This window comes from Salinispora vitiensis, assembly GCF_000378825.1.
In the GTDB taxonomy this organism is placed as follows: Bacteria; Actinomycetota; Actinomycetes; order Mycobacteriales; family Micromonosporaceae; genus Micromonospora; species Micromonospora vitiensis.
Genome location: NZ_KB900388.1, coordinates 2,960,236 through 2,978,542, shown reverse-complemented (window position 1 = coordinate 2,978,542; position 18,307 = coordinate 2,960,236). Strand labels below are relative to the sequence as shown.

The following is an 18,307-nucleotide window of genomic DNA, read 5'->3' as shown; positions in this document are numbered from 1 at the left end:
CGACACCAGGTAGGACCAGTGCAGTGGCTGATGTCCCGTGCGGCGTGCATGAAGTAGGCACGGCGTCGAGTCAGGCCACTGTCAGACGAATCTCCTTGAGGGCCAGGTCAAGGGTCTGGGTCACTTCTTCCGGGGAGGCGCCACGGGCGATCACGTAACCCAAGCGGTCGTACGCGTGGCGGGGCGGACGGACCGGGGTGCCCGGCCGGGTGGTGAGGGTGACCCGCTCGACGCCGGGAAGTCGCTCAGCGCTCGCCACGCCGTCGACCACCGTGAGGAGGCCCTCCCGGTCGGCGAGCAGGAACCTGATGCCGGCGTGACCGGACGGCCGCGCGGCGAGCACCGGAGGCAACCCGGCGGCGACCCGCAGCTGCTGCTCGATCAGGTCAATCCCGGTGGTCAGGCGCATCAGCTCGGGGATCATGCCGCCGGCCAGTCTCGGGTTGATCTCGATGATCGCCGGACCGTTCTCGGTCAGTCTGACCTCCGTGTGTGAGGGACCGAGCCGCATGCCGCAGGCGACGAGGGCGGAGCGCACCACATCGACGATCGTCGCAGCCGTCCGGGGTGGCAGGTCGGCCGGGAACAGATGGCCGGTCTCCACGAAGTACGGCAGCTCGCCCACCTGTTTGGCGGTGATGCCGAGGCATTCGGTGCGGCCGTTCCAACCGAACATCTCGACGCTGAACTCCGGGCCGTCGAGGAACTCCTCGACGAGTGCCGTCCGGGCCGTCGGGAGACCACGGACGTTGGTGCGCAGCTCGATGATCCGGCGAGTCTGAGCGCGGGCCTGGTCGGCATCGCCACAGAGCAGGACGTTGGTGGAGCCCGAGTCGTCGGAGGGCTTCACCACACAGGGAAACCCCACCTGATCGACCGGTCCGGCAGGGTCGGTCAACACCGCGAACCGCGGTTGACGGACGCCCGCCGCAGCCAGGGTCTCCCGCAGCTCCGCCTTGTCCCGGCAGAGCGTCACCGCCTCGACCGGGTTCGCCGGCAGGCCGAGCCACCGGGCGAGCCGGGCGGCCGTGGGCACGTAGAAGTCACTGGTGGTGGTCAGCCCTGCGATCTCCTCACGACGGAAACCGTCGAGGATCGCCGCCCGCAACCCGGCCACCGAATTGGTGTCGCAGGTCAGCACCCGGCACCCGCTCTGCTCCAGCCCGGCGTACCGAGCCGGCTCACCGGTCAGCAGCATTGGAACCAGTCCCAGCTCCCGTGCGGAGCGCATCGCCAGCATCCCGGTGCCGCTGGTGTTCGCCTCGACGAAGAGAAGGTGCCGCGGGACGTCCACGGCGACCTCCGCGCGTGCCCACGCCTCGGTGGGGGTGCCATAGCCGATCAGGGTGGGCGCGCTGCGGGACGGCAACGCGTCCACCCCCTTCTCCGTCCAGTAGTCCCGGTTGTAGACGGTTCCGGCATAACGATCGCCCCGGTCTGGGAAGATCCCGACGATCCGCTCTCCCGGATGAGCCCGTGCCGCGACGTGTCCCAACACACGGTAGACCGAGCCGGACGTGTTGCCCGCGAAGACCTGCTGCTCACGCGCCAGCGCCTCGGTGGCCTCGAACGCCTCGCGGTCGTTGAGCCAGTGGACCTCGTCGACCAGCCCTCGGTCGAGGTTCTTGGTTAGCAGGCTGTTACCCAAGCCGCTCTGCAGGCCAAGCTACGTGACCGCATCGCACCCAACGACGACGAAATCACCAGGGACACCCACATCAACACCCGCGCGGACCTGTGGATTGAGGAGATCACCGCCGAGGAACACGTCTCGCAGCAGACTATTGATAGGTACTGCACGCAGGCCAGGTACGGCCAGGCCCTCCAAGCTGACAAGCGGGCGTTGGAGATCAGCGAGGCAGTGTTGCCGGCGGGACACCCCGACATCGCGCTCCGGATGAACAACCTGGCGTACACGTTGGGGGGTCTGGGGCGGGCGGAGGAGGCGTTGCCGTTGCGGCGGCGGGCGGTGGAGATCAAGGTAGAAATTCAGCGTAGACGGTATGGTTCGAATGATGCGGGCTGATTGCAGCAACTTGCCCAGCCCTGGCTCTGGCGAGTGACTAACTGGGTGACGACTAGGTCGTACCCTGGTGGACGGACTTCGATGGACGTTCGGATCCAGCTCGATGATGTGTAATGGCTGGTGGGAGGGGCTTGGTTGTTGCCTGGGGGTCAAGGAGTCTGCCGGGCACACACGGGGCTCAAAGACACTGTGAAATGGCGGCAACCAGCCATCAACGATGTGAGCTTAGAGCAGTCCGCTTCTACCTATTGATCGTTTGTCCATTGCACGCAGGTCGGTCGCTGGCCGGTACGGACGAACTCGCGAGCGGCCTGCCGAGCGGTGTCCGGTGTGACCCGAGCTCGGTCGGGGCCGGCGAAAACGGCGTCGCCGCCGTAGTCGAAGGCGATGTCTGGGGTGCCGTCCGGCCACGGCGGGGCACCCGCCTCGACGCCGATCCCGCCTTCGGGGCCGAGCCAGAGCACAAACGACCGGTCCGGATGTCCCACGCCGATCTGCAGTGCCGGCGGCAGCGGTGCGTCCCATGGAGAAGCGTCACTAGCTAGGTGCTGCGGCGGGTAGATCCCGACGACCTGCGGAACACCGGACGCGGCGGCGTCGTTGAGGGCGGTGTCCACCTCCGCGATGGTGGAGCCGGGCCGGCGGTTACCCCGACCCCACGTGACGACGTAGCTCACTACACGATCCCCTTTCCGGTTCCCTCGTACTGGCCGACCGTTCGCACCCCAGCCGGAGCGTTCGGATCTTGCACGTAGATCGTGAGACGCGAACCCGCCGGGATGATGTGTCGCAGTATCCGATCGCAACCGTACGGGTCGTCCGTGCAGGGCTCTTTGTTGACCACGAGACTGACCTCGCACGGTGCGCCGGGACGGCGCATCTGCTGAGCGGCGCGTGACTCCACGTGATCGGTGAGAGTCCACGGAAACCCCTTCAGCCCGGGAATCGGACGCAGGTCGCTGGTAGATGCGATGTTGCGTCCGCTTTTCCAGGGCTCGGCCGATAGCGGGCGTCCGGTCGAGTCGAATGCCTGGCCGTGGGTCGGGCCGTGATCATCGGGGCGAGTGGGCAGATCCTGTCCGGCCTGCCGGATCCAGGACGGCACCGGGGCAGCGCCGCGCGTCGGAGCCGATACCGGGGGTGGTGCCGGGAGGCTGATGCCGAGAGTGCGGCCATACGCTACAAGGGCAGCTGCTGCCAGGGCCGCGTCCCGGTCTGCCACCTGTAGGCGCTCGATCGCGGCCGTGACGTGCTGCAAGGCCTGGTCGACCAGCGGGTGCCGACTGGACGCGGTTACTGCGGTGAGCCGATCGCGGGCCCGGATCGCCGCCTCGATACCAACTGCCGCCCCTGCCCGTGTCTGGGCGATGCCATCCAGGACCGTGCGCAGCCCGGCGGCGACCGAGGCCATGCTCACCGGCCGGCTCCCCAGCACATGAAACGAAAGCGTACCGGCCGGTCGATGCCGCTACATGCCCTCAACGGCCCGGCGGAGAAAGCCGGCGCCTTTCGAAAAGCGCGACGGGTGTTGCCGGTAGTAGGTCACAAGCCAGCCCAGTGGTCCCGCCAGGGCCGTATGGCCCCAGCACTCTGCGAGCGCGTGCTGCTGGCTCAGCCTGCCGCTCCGCCGGTTGCTCTTCGACCAGATTGCTCGTACCGTATGCCGAATCGCTGGTCAGGGCGGCTCCCCCCGTGGCTGCCCTGACGAGCTCTCTCGCTAGCGGAGGCAGCGGGAGTTGGCCCGGGCACTGACCGTCGTCGGGTACGGGCTGCCGTACTTCCGCCGGCTCCCGGGTGGGCTGAGCGGTGAACTGGTCGGCGCGGCCATGCCCCGGCTGGCCGACAACCCCGACCGGTACGTGCTGGAGGAGGCGGTGCCAGCCCCGACCGACGTGCACCAGGACCATCGACGGGGTGAGTCACACGGGGGAGGGCAGGTAGCTGTGATCCGGCACGCCAACGACAAGGACGCCGACGCGATCACCCAGGTGTTCCTGGCATCACGGGCGGCGGCCATGCCCTACCTGCCGCGGCTCTACGACGACGAGCAGACCCGGGCCTTCATCACCCACGTGGTCCTGCCCCAGTGCAAGACCTGGGTGGTCGAGTCCCCGGAGACCGGCGAGATCCTCGGCTTCGCCGCCCTCGAGGGCGCCATGCTCGAACACCTCTACCTGCGCCCCGACGCCCGGCGGCAGGGCATCGGCACGCAGTTGCTGGAGCAGGTGCGCAAGGCCAGCCCGACCGGCCTCACCCTGCGGGTCTTCACCCGCAACACCGACGCCCGGGCCTTCTACGAGCGGCACGGCTTCCGTCAGGTCGACGAGAACGACGGCAGCCGCAACGAGGAGAACGAGCCCGACATGACGTATGTCTGGCAGGGACGCGCCTGATGACGGGTGGCTCCACTCGCCCCGAATTGCGCCCCTATCCGCATGGCTCCCAGTCGATCGCCTCCGACGGGCAGCTCAACGTCTGGCTGCACGACCAGCGCATTGGCACCGGCTCGCGGTGCATCATCCCGATCGCGATCCGGTGCGCGGTCAGCTCGGCGTGGCCGCGCTACGCCGGGCGTTCGACGACGTCGTGACCCGGCACGAGATCCTGCGCACCGTGTACCGGGTCTGCGGCGGCTGGCCCGTGCAGGAGGTGCTGGACCCGCCGTCGGTGGCCGAGGCGCTGACCACCGTGGACTGTGCCGAGGCCGACGTGTGGGAGCTGGTCACCGCCACCGTGCCGGCGCCCGCGAGCCGGAGAGATTGACGAAGACGTACCGCCGGCGCCGCGACATCCGACCAGGGTGCGGACCCACCTCGCCGTCTCGTTCTGGGCTCGTAGGCCGAGAGGGGGAAACCATGATCAAAACCCACTGGGACCGGGCGGGCTGCCATCGGGACGGAGTGGGACGGAGGGGATGCGCGTCGCACGAGCACCCACGGAGCACCCAACCGTCCACTAGGGACGAGGCAGTAAAGGCGCCTGACCCCTGTTCTTGCAGGTCAAGCGCCTTACGATCTTGCGCGCCCGAAGGGATTCGAACCCCTAACCTTCTGATCCGTAGTCAGATGCTCTATCCGTTGAGCTACGGGCGCTGGTGCTTGGTCAGCCTACACGACTAACTTTCGCGCGGAGACTCCGGGATTCGAACCCGGGAGGGGCTTTAAAACCCCAACCGCATTAGCAGTGCGGCGCCATAGACCAGACTAGGCGAAGTCTCCCTGGCGGCCTCGCAGGCCACCGGGGGTTGAGAATACAGGGCCCCGGCCGCCGGGAGCAAAGCGACTACCCGCGGGCCGGCCGGAGGTCGGATCGCCGCGGACCTCAGAGCCAGTCGAACCACTCCTTCGGCAGCGCCGCGTAGCCGACGAAGGCCACGATGTCCAGGAGCGTGTGCGCCACCACCAGTGGCATCACCCGCCGGGTTCGGAGGAAGTACAGGCTGAAGATTACGCCCATGATCGCGTTGCCGACGAACGCGCCGAAGCCCTGGTAGAGGTGGTAGGAGCCGCGGAGCAGCGCGCTGGTGGCGACGACCGCACCGAGTCGCCACTGGAGCTGCCGCAGTCGGGTGACGAGATAGCCGACCACGATCACTTCTTCCAGTACCGCGTTCTGCACGGCGGCGAAGATCAACACTGGTGCTGCCCACCAGACGTCCGGCAGCGCTGCGGGCACCAGCGTCGCGTTGAGCCCGAGTTGCGCCGCCGCCCAGAACAGGGCCAGGCCGGGCAGGCCGATCAGCGCGGCCAGGCCGGCACCACGTACGAGATCCTGGCCGGGCCGGCGGGCGTCCAGGCCGAGCGCCCGCGCTGGATCGCCGGGGTTGCGCGCCAGCAGGTGTACGGCGAGCAGCACCGGCAGCAGGGCGAAACTGATCCCGAGCAGTTGGTACGTGAGGTCGAGGTAGGGCCGCTCAGACCGGGAGGTGTTCAGAGCGGCGGTCTGCGCCGACAGCGGTCCCTCGGCGGTGAGTTTGGCGACGATCGAGGTCAGGGCGTAGACGGCCGACTGGCCGAGCGACAAGCCGAGGACCAGCCACGTCTCGGTGCTCAGCGTCCGACGGGTCACCGGTCGGTCCAGATCGAGGGTCACCGCACCACTGTGCCTGACCCGACTCCTGATCGTGGCACCGAGGAGACCTCATGAACCGGTCGCACATTCTGTGCGACCGGTTGGCACGCTCCATGGCCATTCTTGGGTTGCCCGATCCCCGTACGGAGAAGGAGCGCGCTCCCGTGGACGACGTCGCGCGGCTACTCAAGGAGAGTTGGACCCTGGTTGAGGAGCATCGGGACCGGCTGAGCGAGCACTTCTACGCCCGGCTGTTCCTGCTCGACCCCGAGCTGCGTTCGCTTTTTCCGGCGCAGATGGCGGGCCAGGGTGATCGGCTGTTGGAGGCGATCATCACCGCCGCCCACACGGTGGACGACCCGGAGGGCTTCGACGAGTTCCTCCGCTCGCTGGGTCGGGACCACCGGAAGTACCACGTCGAGGCGGCGAACTACGAGACCATGGGCGTCGCCCTGCTGGACGCCCTGCGCAGCACCGCCGGCGACGGCTGGAATCTGACCTTCGACCAGGCCTGGCGGGACGCGTACGCCGCCATCTCGGGCAAGATGCTCGCGGGGGCGGCGGCGGACGACAACCCGCCGTTCTGGCATGCCGAGGTGCTGACCCACGTTCGGTACGGGCCGGACACGGCGGTGTTGACGGTCCGCGCCCTGCAGCATCCGTTGCGGTGGCAGGCGGGCCAGTACGTCAGTATCGAGGCGCCCCGATACCACCCGCGGGTGTGGCGGACCTATTCGGTGGCGAACGCGCCGAACGACGACAACGTGCTGGAGTTCCACGTTCGGACGCCGTCGGGTGCGGGATGGTTGTCCGGCGCGTTGGTTCGTCGGGTGAAGCCGGGTGATCTGTTGCGGTTGGCGGCGCCGATGGGGTCGATGACCCTGGATCGGGGATCGGACCGGGACGTCCTCTGTGTCGCTGGCGGCGTGGGCCTGGCTCCGGTGAAGGCGCTGGTTGAGGAGTTGGCGGGTTATAACCGGTCCCGCTGGGTGCACGTCTTCTACGGCGCCCGTACGCCGCTTGATCTCTATGGCCTGGCCGGGCTTCAGGAGCTGGTCTCCCGGCATCCGTGGCTGTCGGTGACGCCGGCGTGTAGCGGCGGTGCGGGCTTCGAAGGTGAGCTGGGCGACATCTCCGAGGTGGTCGGCCGGTACGGCCCGTGGACGGCGCATGACTGCTACGTCTCCGGGTCGGCGTCAATGGTCCGGGCCACGCTGCGGGTGCTCTCCAGCGATGAGGTGCCGCCGGAGCGCACTCGGTACGACACCTTCGGCGAGTTGTAACGGACATTACCCATCGGGCGGACCGGCACCGCCCACGACGGCCACGTCCGCCCGGCCCTCCTTCCCCCGGGCGGACGTGGCCGTACCGACGCTGTCAGTAGCGCCAGGGCTGGCCCGTGTGCCGGTACTCCTCGACCGGCACCAGCGGCACGCCGGGGGTCATCCGGTCGACGTAGAGGCGCCCTTCAAGGTGGTCAATCTCGTGTGCCACGAGGCGCGCCATGGCGTACTCGTATGAGGTGATGACCCGACTGCCGTCGAGGTGGGTGTGCTCGACGTCGATCCGCAGCGGGCGGGGCACGAGACCGCGCTGGTCGAAGAAGGAGAGGCACCCCTCGTACTGTTCGTCGGTGTCGGGTGCGGCGTCGACCACCCGCGGGTTGAGCAGGACGACGGGTTCGCCGCCGCGGTCCGGGGGGCGGACGACGGCGGCGGCGCGGCCGATGCCGATTTGCGGAGCGGCGACGCCGACCCCCTTGCTGAACGGGTGTAGCTCGTCTAGGCGGAGCAGGGCTGCGGTGAGCCGTTCCACGGTCTCCTGAGCTGCCCCGACCTCGCGGGGTAGGTCGAACGGCTGGGTGGGCTGGCGGAGTAGATCGGCATCGTGTTGGAGGATGCCGAGGCTCCGCATCCGGTCGCTTGGTCGCAGCCAGCCGGGCTCTGTCGGCTCCCCCTCGGGTCGGGACCGGAATCGCCACTGCATCCGGTAGCGGCCGTTCAGCGGCGGCTCGTCCACCGCCCAGGCGAAGATCGTTCGGTCGCCCTCCTCCCGGTGGGCCACCGGGGTACGCAGCGGGCCTTCCGCCGCGGAGAGCGAGGTCTGGGCACCCCAGACCTGCGGGTCGAGGGCGGTGGGCAGGTCGAGCCGGACGGCGAGGTGCCGGGTGGGTACCCGGACGGCCCGCTGAAACCAGGGGCCCCACTTGTCCGCCCCGACGTGGTAGGCGTACTCGATGGTGGCGCGGTCGCCTGGGTAGAGCGGGAAGCGCCGGTCGGCGTTCTCGAAGAGCAGCCAGATCTCTTTGAAGGCGTCCCGGTCGTGCTTGGTTCGCCAGTGCATCGCCTCGCGCTCCGGCCCGTCCAGCCGGTACGCGCGAAGCTGCAACTCGGCGAAGGTGAGGGGGTGCGTTCGGTGGTGCCGGTTGGAGCGGCCGGGGTCGCCCGGGTAGCGGTCAACGGCGACGCGGACGAGGTAGCGGGTGATCGGCTCGGTCCCGGCGTTGTGCAGCTCCCGGCGGATGACGCAGTGGTACGTCTCGTCCCGGTAGGTGAGGCTGGCGTGTTCCCGTTCGACGATCAGTCCGGTGCCGGGAGGCAGCCATTGCCCGGGGGCGGGTGGTTCGCGGTGCGCCGTCCGGTCGCTACGGGTGTGTCGGAGTTCGTCGTATTCGCAGAAGCGTTGCCAGATCGCTCCGCTGGCCTCCAGCACGGCCTCTGCCCGCCGGGCGAAGTCTTCGGTGGGCCGGTGCCGGCGTCCCTCCACGTGGCTCACGTACGACGGGTCGAACCCCATCAGCGTCGCCAACTGCTTCTTGGTCAGCCCTCGCTCGGTCCGGTGGCGGGCGAGTTCGACGGCGAAGGTGTCGGCCGCCCGATCGAGCGGTGATGTGGTCATCAGCTTCCTTGGGGCCGGGACTATCAGTTTCACGTTCTGTCATTGGTCGGATATAGAAGTGCCACCTTGCCGACATGAGGATTGACTTTCCAGCGATGGGGGTCGATAGTGCGGCGGCTGTTTCCCCGGGCTGGCGGGCGGGTAGTACGCCGAGGCGCGCGATGAACGGGTAGTGCGCCGAGGCGCGCGATGGGCCGGAGTCGACGGCGTCTGGGATGGGCCGAAGTTGTCGAGCCCCACAGAAGTTAGGCTAGGCTTGGCTAATCGAAGCGACGGACGACGGGGGGAGCGTCGGGTGACAACAGCTATGCCCGGCACGGCAGCTGCCGCGCCGTTGGCTCCGGTCACCATGGCGCTGCGCCAGCTCTTCGGCACCGACGACGTGCCCGGGCTGGCCCGCGGCCTGTTGGTCGCCGACGAGGCTGGTTGGTCACCCGCCACCACCCTGGTGGACGGGACGCGGCTGCCCGAGCTCCTGGCCGCGGCGGCTGACCAGTGGGGTGGCACCCGGCACGCCAGCGCGGCGCTGGCCTGGAAGGCATATAGCTACTGGGCGGCTCTGCCGGCGGCACTGGGCTGGGCCTCGGTCCGGCGGGTTCCCCTGCTTGTTCCCGCCGATGTGCTGATCCACTTCGCGGATCAGCGGTCGCTGTTCACCCTGGGTCTGCGCCGGTCGACCGCGGTGGCGGTCCTGCCCGGCGACCCGTTGGCGCTGTCCGGCCGGCCCGAGGTACGGGTGGTGGCCGGCGAGGCGGAGCTGCTCGCGGCACTCCGGGCGACGCTGCTCGACGCTCACCTCGCGCCGGTGATCGGGGCGATCCAGGCGGAAGTGCGGATCGGCACCCGAACGTTGATGGGCTCGGTGGCCGCCGGGATCGCCCACGCCATCCTGAGCGCCGCCGACCGCCTGCCGGGTTCCTCCGTCGCCACGATCGACACGTTGCTCCAGGCGCTCGACCTGCGGGATCTGGTCGAGTTGGTGCCGGGTCCGACCGGCGAACCGACGGTGCAGCGGTACACCTGCTGCCTCGCGTTCACCCTGCCTCGTCCGAAGACGTGCGCGGGTTGCTGCCTCCGCCGATCCTGATCGGGCCGGTTTCGGTCAGGAGGTGAGGTTTCGCACGTCCCAGAGCCAGACGCCCCCGGTGTAGGTCGGCGCTGTCCCGAGCAGTTTGGTCATGCCGTCGCGTAGCGCGTCGGCGTGCTCGTGCGGACCGAGGATGACTGCGCCGGCCCGCCAGTACCGCAGATCCTCCTCGGCGGCCGTCCGCTGCTGCTGGTTGATCGATGGCACCGCGCCGGTGCGCCGGATCTCCTCGAAGAACTCGCTGGTCCGGCGGGCCGGCGCGGTGAACAGGGCGACCCGGTGCCGACCGGGGCGGGTGTCCGGGCCGAGGAAGTATCCGCGGGCGATCGGCATGTCCAGTCCCGTTTCGGCCGACCACCGCAGCGGGTCGGCGTAGTGGGTGCTCGGTAGCGGCAGGGTGACGATGCTGCGCTCGTGGGTCACGTATGGCCGCCACGCGCCGGAGGCGACGAAGGCGGGGGTGGGCTCCAGCCGGACCGCCGGCAGCGGGGTCGGCAGGAGCGGCACGAGGGCCATCGCCAGTACGGTGACGGTGGCGAAGCGGATCTGCGGCCGGGCGGCGGGATTTCGGGTGGCGAGGGTCTGGGCGCGCTGCGCCCCGTAGGCGAGCAGGAGCCCGAACAGCGGGGTGATGGCCAGCGCCCATCGGGTGGGTACCACCGAGTGCAGGATGGGCAGGTTCTCCAGCACGGCCCAGGGGGCCGGGATGCCGGTGAGCTCGCCGTTGAACACGATCTCCCGGCCGAGCGAGAGCACCGCGAAGAGCACCGCGAGCAGGGCCAGGGCCCGGACGACGACATTGCGGCGCAGCCACCAGACGAGTGCGGCGACGAGCACCAACAGGGGCCAGCCAAAGAAGGCGTTCTCCTCGGTGGGGTTCTGCGTCAGCCCACGCGCGCCCGGTTCGTCGCCGGCCAGCGACTCCCGGGAGTACGCCACGTACGAGGCGAGGTCGGTGGAGTAGCCGCGGATGAGGGGGGAGAGTCCCCGGTAGGCGCCGGGGCCGAAGAACTGCACGTAGAGCGGGTACGCCAGCAGGAGGAGCGCGACCGCTGCGGCGACGCCCAGCCCGGCGAGGAATGGGCGCGCCCGTTGGCGCAGGTCGGACCGGCGGAGGGCGAGCGCGGCCATGACCACGCCGAGGCCGATCGCGGTCATCAGCAGGATTTCCAGGTTGAGGAAGGCCTGCCAGACGATGACCAGGGCGAGCAGGATCCCGTTGCGGAGCCAGCGGCCCGGCTCGCTGAGGCGCAGGGTGCGCCAGATGATCAGTGGTACGACGAACTGGGAGACGATGTTGGGGTGGGCGTTGGCGTGCGAGACCATCGCGGGTGCGAACCCGCAGAACGTGGCGCCGAGCCAGGCCGGGCCGGGGGAGCGGACCACCACCCGGGAGAGTAGGAAATACCACGATGCGGCGGTGGCTGCCATGCCCAGGGTTAGGAAGAGCAGGAAGGACATCCGCGGACCGGCCAGGATGGTGACTGGCGTCATTGGTATAGATACGGATAGTACCGATGTGTTGGCCATCAAATTGACGGCCTCCGGCACATTCATTCGCTCCGAGGTGAACGGATAGGCGAAATCGGTCACCACTCGTGAACCATGCGCCATCATCCACTCGAACTGGGACTGATCGGTGCGGTTGTCCCGGAGCCCGTCGTCGGGGTCCAGCCAGAGCCGGATAGTCACCCAGAACGCGAGCAGGACGAAGCTCAGTACTGCCAACAGGTCGACCCGCCACCGGGTACGGGGCTGGTCAGGCGGAGAGACCGGCGCTCCCTCCTCGGAGGCGTCGGTGGCGCGACTCGAATCGGCGGTAGTCATACCAATTCAGAGCGTAGTCAGGCGATGGCCGCGCTGGGCCAGGTTTTGGGCGATTGGTAGCATGTGCCGGCTCCCGGCTGCTGATCATGTACCTAGCCCGATCGCATTTCGGTCACCCCGATGACCCGATTTGTTCCGCCTTCTATGTGGATGGTTCACTCTGTCGTCCAGGCGGGGTCAAGTCAGTCCACACCGTGAGGAATCGACGTATGGCAGAAATACTTGGTAATCAGCGTGTCCAGTCTGAGGTGCTGGAAGGCCTTGCGACCGCCGTGAACCACCGCCGTTGGTTCGTCGAGCTGGCCCTGCCGTACCTCGGTGCGAACCCGATCGAGATTGGCAGCGGCCTCGGTGACTACGCGCTGGAGTGGGCCGCGCGGGTACCCCACTTCACCGCCACCGAGGCAGACCCGGAGCGACTCGTCGCCCTAAAGGAACGGCTCGCCGCCGAGCAGCCGGGCATCGAGGTTCGTGAGATGCTGCTGCCGCACACCGACCGCGGCGATTACAGCGCCGCCGTCTCGTACAACGTCCTGGAGCACATCGAGGACCACGTCGGGGCCCTGCGTGGCATGCGCGACCTGGTCCGGCCGGGCAGCCCGGTGATCATCATCGTGCCGGCGTTCGAGTTCGCGATGAGCCCCGCCGACATCGCCACCGGCCACGTCCGGCGGTACACGACGAAGACCCTGGCCGCGGCGATGACCGAAGCCGGGCTGACCGTGGAAAAGATCCACTACGCGAATGCGCTCGGACTGATCGGCTACTTCATGGCGACCAAGGTCTTCCGGCTGATGCCGAAGGAGGGCCCGATGGTCAAGGTGTACGACACCCTGGTGCTCCCGCTGACCAAGGCCGCCGAGCAGCTGGTCCGCCCCCCGTTCGGCCAGTCCGTCTTCGCGGTGGCGCGTACGCCCTCCTGACCCGACGGCCGCCCGCCCTCCCCGCGATCCGGCGCTGGTCGCCTCCGCCGTGCCCGTCGACGCCACCAGGCCGGACGCGGATCGTGGAACGCGGAACGGCTACTGCGCGACCTGGTAGGTCGGCCGGATCACCGCGCGGGCCAGGGTGTGGAAGGCGAGGTTGAAGCCCACGTACGCCGGGGAGGCGTTGGGGGTGACGTCGAGACGCTCCACGTCCAGCGCGTGTACCGCGAAGAGGTACCGGTGCGGATGATCACCGGGTGGCGGGGCGGCGCCCCCGTAATCCTGCTGGCTGTAGTCATTGCGAACCGCGAAGGCGCCGCCTAGGGCATCGCCGCTCGCGCCCCGCGGCAACTCCGTCACCCCCGCCGGCAGGTTGACCAGCACCCAGTGCCAGAAGCCACTGCCGGTCGGCGCGTCCGGGTCGAAGCAGGTCACCACGAAGCCCTTGGTCTCGGCGGGGAAGCCCGACCAGGCCAGGTGCGGGGAGAGGTCGTCGCCGCCGACGCTCGGATGGGCGTACGTCGCGTCCATCGGCTCGCCGTTGCGTACGTCGTCACTGGTGAGCGTGAACGATGGCACCGTCGGCAGCAGTTCGTACGGGTCCGGGGCGATCGGTCGTTCCAAGGTCATCGAGCCAGGTCCTTCCGGTGTGCGGATTGTCGCCTGTGCACCTTCATACCTCGTACAGCCTGGCCGGTGAACCGGAAGCGTCTCCTCGGGGCGCGGGGTCTTGCCGGCTCTGGTTACGGGGTCGGACCATGGGCGCGATCAAACCGTGGCACCTTACCCTGCTGTTGTGTCTGGTGGCATCGCTGGCGCTGATCGTCGGCCTCACGTGGTCGGTGGTGAGCCGGAGAGGTCGTCGCTGACCGCGTTTTCCCATTAGATGACTGAATTCCCATCAGTCTCGGGCGTATCACGTGGCTATTAGCGATCCAGTCAAGCGCCTTCGGTCGGCGAGGCTGGCTGATACGGTCAAAACAGACGATCCGGCACTGCGGGACGCAAACGCGCCTAGGGTGATACGAGGTGCGTTGATGGTGCTATGACACCTAAATCGACGGGCGATGTCCGGCACTGGCCCGACGATTCCGGATTTGTCTGTGACCGGGCAACCCAATGGTGCCCAAAAAATAGCCGAATTCGCGGGCCGGGCGACACTGGGTCGTTCTCCCGGTGTTGAAGGAGAAGGAAATGGAAGCCACTCGACGAAACGTCTTACGGGTCCTGGCGGTGGGTGCGGGAGTTGCCGGCGCTGCCGCCATCTCGCCCTCCGCTCTAGCGACCTACGGTGACCGTGCGCCAAGCGAGAAGAGGGCGGGGCGAGGCCCACACCCGGACCCGGGAAGGCTGACCGGGCGGTTGGTGTTCCCCGACGACGCCGACTACGACGACGCACGACTCGGGTGGAACCGACAGTTCAATCCGTACCCGCTGGTCATCGTCTTCTGCCAGGACGCCCAGGATGTAATCAATGCGATCACCTGGTGTCGTCGACACGATGTGGCTTTCCGCGCTCGCGGTGGTCGGCACGCCCTGGAAGGGTGGTCGGCGGTGGACGGCGGCGTCATCATCGACGTCAGCGACATGCAGGAGATCGAGCTGGACACGCGTACGCGCCAGGCGACCGTGCAGACCGGAGCGACCCAGGACCAGGTCGTCGAGGCGTTGGGGGAGCAGGGTCTCGCCATTCCCACCGGAGCGGAGGTCGGCGTCGGCGTCGCCGGGGTCACGTTGGGCGGCGGGATTGGTCAGCTCAGTCGTAGCCTCGGGGTGACCAGCGACAGCCTGGCGGGTCTCGATATTGTCATTCCCGACGGAGAGCGGGGCGCCCGGCTCGTCCACGCGGACGAGACGCAGCACGCCGACCTGTTGTGGGCCTCGCGTGGGGGCGGCGGCGGCAATTTCGGAATCGCGACCAAATACACGTACCACGTCCATCCGGTTTCGGATGTCGTGGTGTATCAGATTACCTGGGACGATTGGGGGTACGTCGGGGAGTTGTTCGAGCGCTGGCAGCGAATTGCGCCCTTCGCCGACGACGGATTCGGTTCGGTCTTCAACCCGAAGACCCGAGCGGACGGCCACATCTACTGTAACGGTATCTATCGCGGTTCCGAGTACCGGCTACGCGAGATAATTGGGCCGCTGATCGAGGTCGGAAACCCTCAGGTAATCACGGAGACCACCTCCTACCTGGACGCCTGGAACCAGCTCGCCGGAACGACGGACACACCGCGGAAGACGCACATCCCCTCGTCCTGGGTGTATGACCTGCTCCCCGAGCGGGGGATCGACACGATCGTTCGGCACCTAGCCGAACTTCCCGATCTCGGCGGCGAGATCTGGTGTCTGAACTGGGGCGGTGCGGTGGACCGGGTTCCGACCGACGCCACCGCGTTCTTCCACCGGAGCCCGAGGTACTACATGGAGTGGAGTGGGAACTGGGAGAACGACGAGGAGCAGAAGACGGTCATGGCGTGGACGGAGCAGTTCCGCCAGGCGCTGCTGCCCTACGTCAACGGCTCCTACGTCAACGTCCCGGACAGCAGCATCGGTGACTGGGCCACCGCGTACTACGGCGACAACTACACCCGGCTGCGTGAGATCAAGACCAAGTACGACCCGCATGAGTTCTTCCAGTACGAGCAGAGCATCCGGCCGCACTGACGAGGTGGAGCCACGAGAGTCGTTCGGATGAGAGGAGACGCCGTACGGGTGGGTGAGGGGGGCGCGTGACCAGTCGCGAGGGTGCCGGGAGGTCGCGTTGACGGCCCGCGAGCCCCGTTCCGGGCGGACATCGGCGGGGGAGGGATCCCGCGGGCGGGCCCGGCGGTGGCTGGTGGCCGCGGTCTGTCAGGTGGTCGTGTTCCTCGGCACCGTCACCACCGCGATGCTGGTCATCGCGGTGCCGCAGATCGCCGCGACGATCGGCCTCGACGAGGACGGCCAGCAGTGGCTGATCGCCGGTTACGCGCTGGCCTACGCCCTGATGTTGGTGCCCGGTGGCCGGCTCGGTGACGTGTGGCGACGGCGCGCGGTCTTCGTGGCCGGCCTGGTGCTCGCCGGGGCGGCGGCCACCTCCGCCGCCCTCGCCCAAACACCGGTCTGGCTGGTGCTCTCCGTGTTGGTGCAGGGCGGTGCGCTCGGGGCGGTGAGCCCGCAGATTCTCGGGCTGTTCCAGCAGCTGTTCCAGAAGGAGGAGCGGGGTCGTCCGTACGGTTTGCTCGGGGTGGCGTTCGGTGTCGCCCTCGGGTCCGGTCCGGTTCTGGGCGGGTTGTTGGTTGCCGTCAGTCCGGAGCACGGCTGGCGGCTGATTTTCGTCGCGGACGCCACGGTCGCCTTCCTGGCAGCGGTCCTGGGGTTTCTCGTGATTCCCGCGTCGCGGGTGCCCCCGGAACGGTTCTGGTGGCGACGCACGGACCCGGTGGGCGTCGTCTTGTTCGTCGTCGGAATGGTGGCGCTCTGGATACCGATGGTGGAGGAGACGGCCCGGACCCCGGTCCTGTGGGTGCTGGTGCCGGTCGGTGTGCTCGTTCTCGCCGGCTTCGGGTTCTGGGAGCAGCGTCCGAACCGGGCATCGCCCCTGGTTGACCTGGGCCTGCTGCGGGTCCGGTCCTACGGCCTGGGCGCGCTCATCGCGGTGTTGTTCGGCGCGTACGACGCGCTGTACTTCGTGCTCGCGCTGTACCTGCAGGATGGGGTGGGTCACAGCCCAGTTACCACCGGTCTCGTGATGGTGCCGATCGCCGGGGGCACGGCGGCGGGGGCGGTCGTCGGGGGGCGACTGGCCTGGCGAGCCGGCCGTCGAGTAGTAGCCCTCGGACTGCTGACCTCGCTCGTCGGAGTGGTGGCGGTCATGGTCGGTGATATCTTCCTGCCGACCTTCGACAGCCCGCACTCGGCGGCCCTGCCGCTGCTCCTCGCCGGCCTCGGCGCGGGCTTCGTCCTCAGCGGCCTGGGTAGCGGACTGACCAACATCCCCAACCAGGCCGTGACCATGTCACAGGTGTCCAACACGCGGGCCGGCAGCGCGGCCGGGATGTTGCAGACCGGGCACCGCCTGGGAATCTCCGCCGGGATTGTCGGCGTCAGTTCCGCGCTGTTCGTGACGTTGGACCGGACCGGCGGTGACTGGATGGCGGCTTTCCGGACCACCTTGTTGATCATCTCGGCGTTTATCCTCGCCGCCCTCCTGATCGCCCTGCTGGACATCTTCACCAAAGGGGAGGAGGCAGCGCGGTGAACAGGTCACCCGGTCTCCCGCCGGGCGCCTGTCCCGCCGGTCGGCCGCTCAGGCCGTGGTCACGTCGGACACCACGACGGTGACGTTGTCCGGCGCACCGGCTTGGTGGGCGAGCTTGACCAACTGCTCCCCGCAGAGCTCCCGGTCGCCGTACTGGGTCAGGGTGGCGGCGATCGCCTCGTGCTCGACGTAGTCGGAGAGCCCGTCGCTGCACAGCAGCAGCCGGTCGCCGGAGGTCACGGTCAGGGTCCCGATCGTGGGTGGAGCGCCGGCTCCCTGTACCGCTCGGGTCACCAGTGACCGCTGGGGATGGTGCCGGGCCTGTTCGGGGGTGATCGCCCCCTGGTCCACCAGCGCCTGCACGAACGTGTCGTCCCGGGTGATCAACCTCAGTTCCCCGTCGCGCGACAGGTAGCAGCGGGAGTCGCCGACCTGGGCCAGCACCAGCGTGTCCTCGGCGAGCAGCGTGGCGGTCAGCGTCGTCCCCATGCCCTCCCGGGCCGGATCCGCGGTGATCGCGGCGTGGATGCGCTGGTTGGCGGCGCTGACCACGGTCCGGAGCGCGTCGGCAGCCGCAGCGGGGGTGGTTGGCGGAGTCAGTTCGTCCAGGATCCGGATGACGATCTCGCTCGCCACCTCCCCGGCGGGCAGGCCGCCCATGCCGTCCGCGACTGCGAGGAGGCGCTCACCGGCCAGGGCGGAGTCCTCGTTGTTGTTCCGGACAAGGCCGATGTCGTTGCGGATGGCCGAACGGAGGATCAACGTCATGGGACCAAGCTTGCCAAGAACACCCTGCGTTCGTCTCTACGCGGGTGTGCGGGGTTGGGAAAGTCTCGGTCGGCGGGGTCACTCCTCGGCGGGCAACTCCGCCAGCGGGACGTCCAGGCGGACCGCGTCGGTGACCGCGGCGATCTGGTCGGCGGGCACGTAGACCGCCCCGGTACGGACCCGGTCGGTGGAGACCTTCAGGTAGCCCGAGTGGCGCAACCGGGCCGCCAGGTCGGCCGGTACGTCCGGCTCCTCCACCGCGGTGGCCTCGATCAACTCGTTCAGGCTGCTGCCCGGGTCGGTGGCCGGTGTCTGCACGGTCACCGCGTTCGGGTCGTCTCGCTGGACTAGGTCCACGGTGCCGATCTCGCTACCGGCGACGTCCACCACCCGCATCCCGGTGGTGACCCGGGAGAGGACACGTTGCTCGTTCATGCTGGCGCCGTTCCCGGCCGTTC

General features: G+C 68.6%; 16 protein-coding genes, 2 tRNA genes and 1 pseudogene. 8 read left to right on the top strand and 11 right to left on the bottom strand.

Features of this window, described 5'->3' with window-relative positions; translation table 11 throughout:
* Window positions 1-70: 70 nt before the first annotated feature.
* Window positions 71-1,648, bottom strand: coding sequence for an ATP-grasp domain-containing protein (locus SALPAC2_RS0113865; protein ID WP_018217244.1), 1,578 nt, complete (start codon window positions 1,646-1,648; stop codon window positions 71-73).
* A 3-nt stretch (window positions 1,649-1,651) separates the two neighbouring features.
* On the opposite strand from SALPAC2_RS0113865, the pseudogene SALPAC2_RS27880 reads away from it, so the two are divergent.
* Window positions 1,652-2,026, top strand: a pseudogene (locus tag SALPAC2_RS27880) (tetratricopeptide repeat protein); the annotation flags it as partial.
* Between the two features lie 245 nt (window positions 2,027-2,271).
* Here SALPAC2_RS27880 and SALPAC2_RS0113855 read toward each other — a convergent pair.
* The gene (locus SALPAC2_RS0113855) at window positions 2,272-2,703 is read right to left on the bottom strand and encodes an Imm1 family immunity protein (RefSeq protein WP_018217242.1); all 432 of its coding nucleotides are present in this window, start codon (window positions 2,701-2,703) and stop codon (window positions 2,272-2,274) included.
* A complete protein-coding gene (locus tag SALPAC2_RS26125) occupies window positions 2,703-3,437 on the bottom strand; it encodes a DddA-like double-stranded DNA deaminase toxin (protein ID WP_018217241.1) in 735 nt (244 codons plus the stop codon). Before SALPAC2_RS26125 ends, SALPAC2_RS0113855 begins: the two co-directional genes overlap by 1 nt.
* A 325-nt stretch (window positions 3,438-3,762) precedes the next feature.
* Between SALPAC2_RS26125 and SALPAC2_RS0113845 the strand changes: the two genes are divergently transcribed.
* Window positions 3,763-4,419, top strand: a complete 657-nt coding sequence (locus SALPAC2_RS0113845) for a GNAT family N-acetyltransferase (protein WP_018217240.1) — start codon at window positions 3,763-3,765, stop codon at window positions 4,417-4,419.
* Between the two features lie 118 nt (window positions 4,420-4,537).
* Window positions 4,538-4,789: a hypothetical protein gene (locus SALPAC2_RS24775; protein WP_033662097.1), complete on the top strand. Its 252-nt coding sequence runs from the start codon at window positions 4,538-4,540 to the stop codon at window positions 4,787-4,789.
* A gap of 256 nt (window positions 4,790-5,045) precedes the next feature.
* Here SALPAC2_RS24775 and SALPAC2_RS0113835 read toward each other — a convergent pair.
* The 3 genes from SALPAC2_RS0113835 to SALPAC2_RS0113825 all read right to left on the bottom strand — a co-directional run bounded on the left by SALPAC2_RS0113835 (window position 5,046) and on the right by SALPAC2_RS0113825 (window position 6,118).
* A tRNA-Arg gene (locus SALPAC2_RS0113835) sits at window positions 5,046-5,118 on the bottom strand.
* 35 nt (window positions 5,119-5,153) lie between these two features.
* Window positions 5,154-5,244, bottom strand: a tRNA-Ser gene (locus tag SALPAC2_RS0113830).
* A gap of 103 nt (window positions 5,245-5,347) precedes the next feature.
* Window positions 5,348-6,118, bottom strand: coding sequence for a CPBP family intramembrane glutamic endopeptidase (locus SALPAC2_RS0113825; RefSeq protein WP_018217237.1), 771 nt, complete (start codon window positions 6,116-6,118; stop codon window positions 5,348-5,350).
* A 143-nt stretch (window positions 6,119-6,261) separates the two neighbouring features.
* On the opposite strand from SALPAC2_RS0113825, the gene SALPAC2_RS0113820 reads away from it, so the two are divergent.
* On the top strand, window positions 6,262-7,380 hold the full coding sequence (locus SALPAC2_RS0113820) for a globin domain-containing protein (protein ID WP_026184723.1): 1,119 nt from the start codon (window positions 6,262-6,264) through the stop codon (window positions 7,378-7,380).
* A gap of 94 nt (window positions 7,381-7,474) precedes the next feature.
* Here SALPAC2_RS0113820 and SALPAC2_RS0113815 read toward each other — a convergent pair whose 3' ends face one another.
* On the bottom strand, window positions 7,475-8,995 hold the full coding sequence (locus SALPAC2_RS0113815) for a peptide deformylase (protein WP_018217235.1): 1,521 nt from the start codon (window positions 8,993-8,995) through the stop codon (window positions 7,475-7,477).
* Window positions 8,996-9,302: 307 nt separating this feature from the next.
* Between SALPAC2_RS0113815 and SALPAC2_RS0113810 the strand changes: the two genes are divergently transcribed.
* A complete protein-coding gene (locus SALPAC2_RS0113810; protein WP_018217234.1) occupies window positions 9,303-10,082 on the top strand; it encodes a hypothetical protein in 780 nt (259 codons plus the stop codon).
* Between the two features lie 15 nt (window positions 10,083-10,097).
* On the opposite strand, the gene SALPAC2_RS0113805 is transcribed toward SALPAC2_RS0113810, so the two are convergent.
* On the bottom strand, window positions 10,098-11,909 hold the full coding sequence (locus SALPAC2_RS0113805; RefSeq protein WP_018217233.1) for a hypothetical protein: 1,812 nt from the start codon (window positions 11,907-11,909) through the stop codon (window positions 10,098-10,100).
* A gap of 209 nt (window positions 11,910-12,118) precedes the next feature.
* Between SALPAC2_RS0113805 and SALPAC2_RS0113800 the strand changes: the two genes are divergently transcribed.
* Window positions 12,119-12,832 (top strand): class I SAM-dependent methyltransferase, encoded by a 714-nt coding sequence (locus SALPAC2_RS0113800; RefSeq protein ID WP_026184722.1) that lies wholly within the window; start codon window positions 12,119-12,121, stop codon window positions 12,830-12,832.
* A gap of 99 nt (window positions 12,833-12,931) precedes the next feature.
* Here SALPAC2_RS0113800 and SALPAC2_RS0113795 read toward each other — a convergent pair whose 3' ends face one another.
* On the bottom strand, window positions 12,932-13,465 hold the full coding sequence (locus tag SALPAC2_RS0113795; RefSeq protein WP_018217231.1) for a YbhB/YbcL family Raf kinase inhibitor-like protein: 534 nt from the start codon (window positions 13,463-13,465) through the stop codon (window positions 12,932-12,934).
* Window positions 13,466-14,029: 564 nt separating this feature from the next.
* On the opposite strand from SALPAC2_RS0113795, the gene SALPAC2_RS0113790 reads away from it, so the two are divergent.
* Together SALPAC2_RS0113790 and SALPAC2_RS0113785 are read left to right on the top strand one after the other, a co-directional pair.
* On the top strand, window positions 14,030-15,505 hold the full coding sequence (locus SALPAC2_RS0113790) for an FAD-binding oxidoreductase (protein WP_026184721.1): 1,476 nt from the start codon (window positions 14,030-14,032) through the stop codon (window positions 15,503-15,505).
* Window positions 15,506-15,695: 190 nt separating this feature from the next.
* Window positions 15,696-17,081 carry an MFS transporter gene (locus SALPAC2_RS0113785; RefSeq protein WP_026184720.1) on the top strand — a complete coding sequence of 462 codons (1,386 nt, stop codon included), beginning with the start codon at window positions 15,696-15,698 and terminating at the stop codon, window positions 17,079-17,081.
* A gap of 48 nt (window positions 17,082-17,129) precedes the next feature.
* Here SALPAC2_RS0113785 and SALPAC2_RS0113780 read toward each other — a convergent pair whose 3' ends face one another.
* The gene (locus tag SALPAC2_RS0113780; RefSeq protein WP_018217228.1) at window positions 17,130-17,849 is read right to left on the bottom strand and encodes a PP2C family protein-serine/threonine phosphatase; all 720 of its coding nucleotides are present in this window, start codon (window positions 17,847-17,849) and stop codon (window positions 17,130-17,132) included.
* 78 nt (window positions 17,850-17,927) lie between these two features.
* Window positions 17,928-18,284, bottom strand: coding sequence for a hypothetical protein (locus SALPAC2_RS0113775; protein WP_018217227.1), 357 nt, complete (start codon window positions 18,282-18,284; stop codon window positions 17,928-17,930).
* Window positions 18,285-18,307 lie beyond the last annotated feature (23 nt).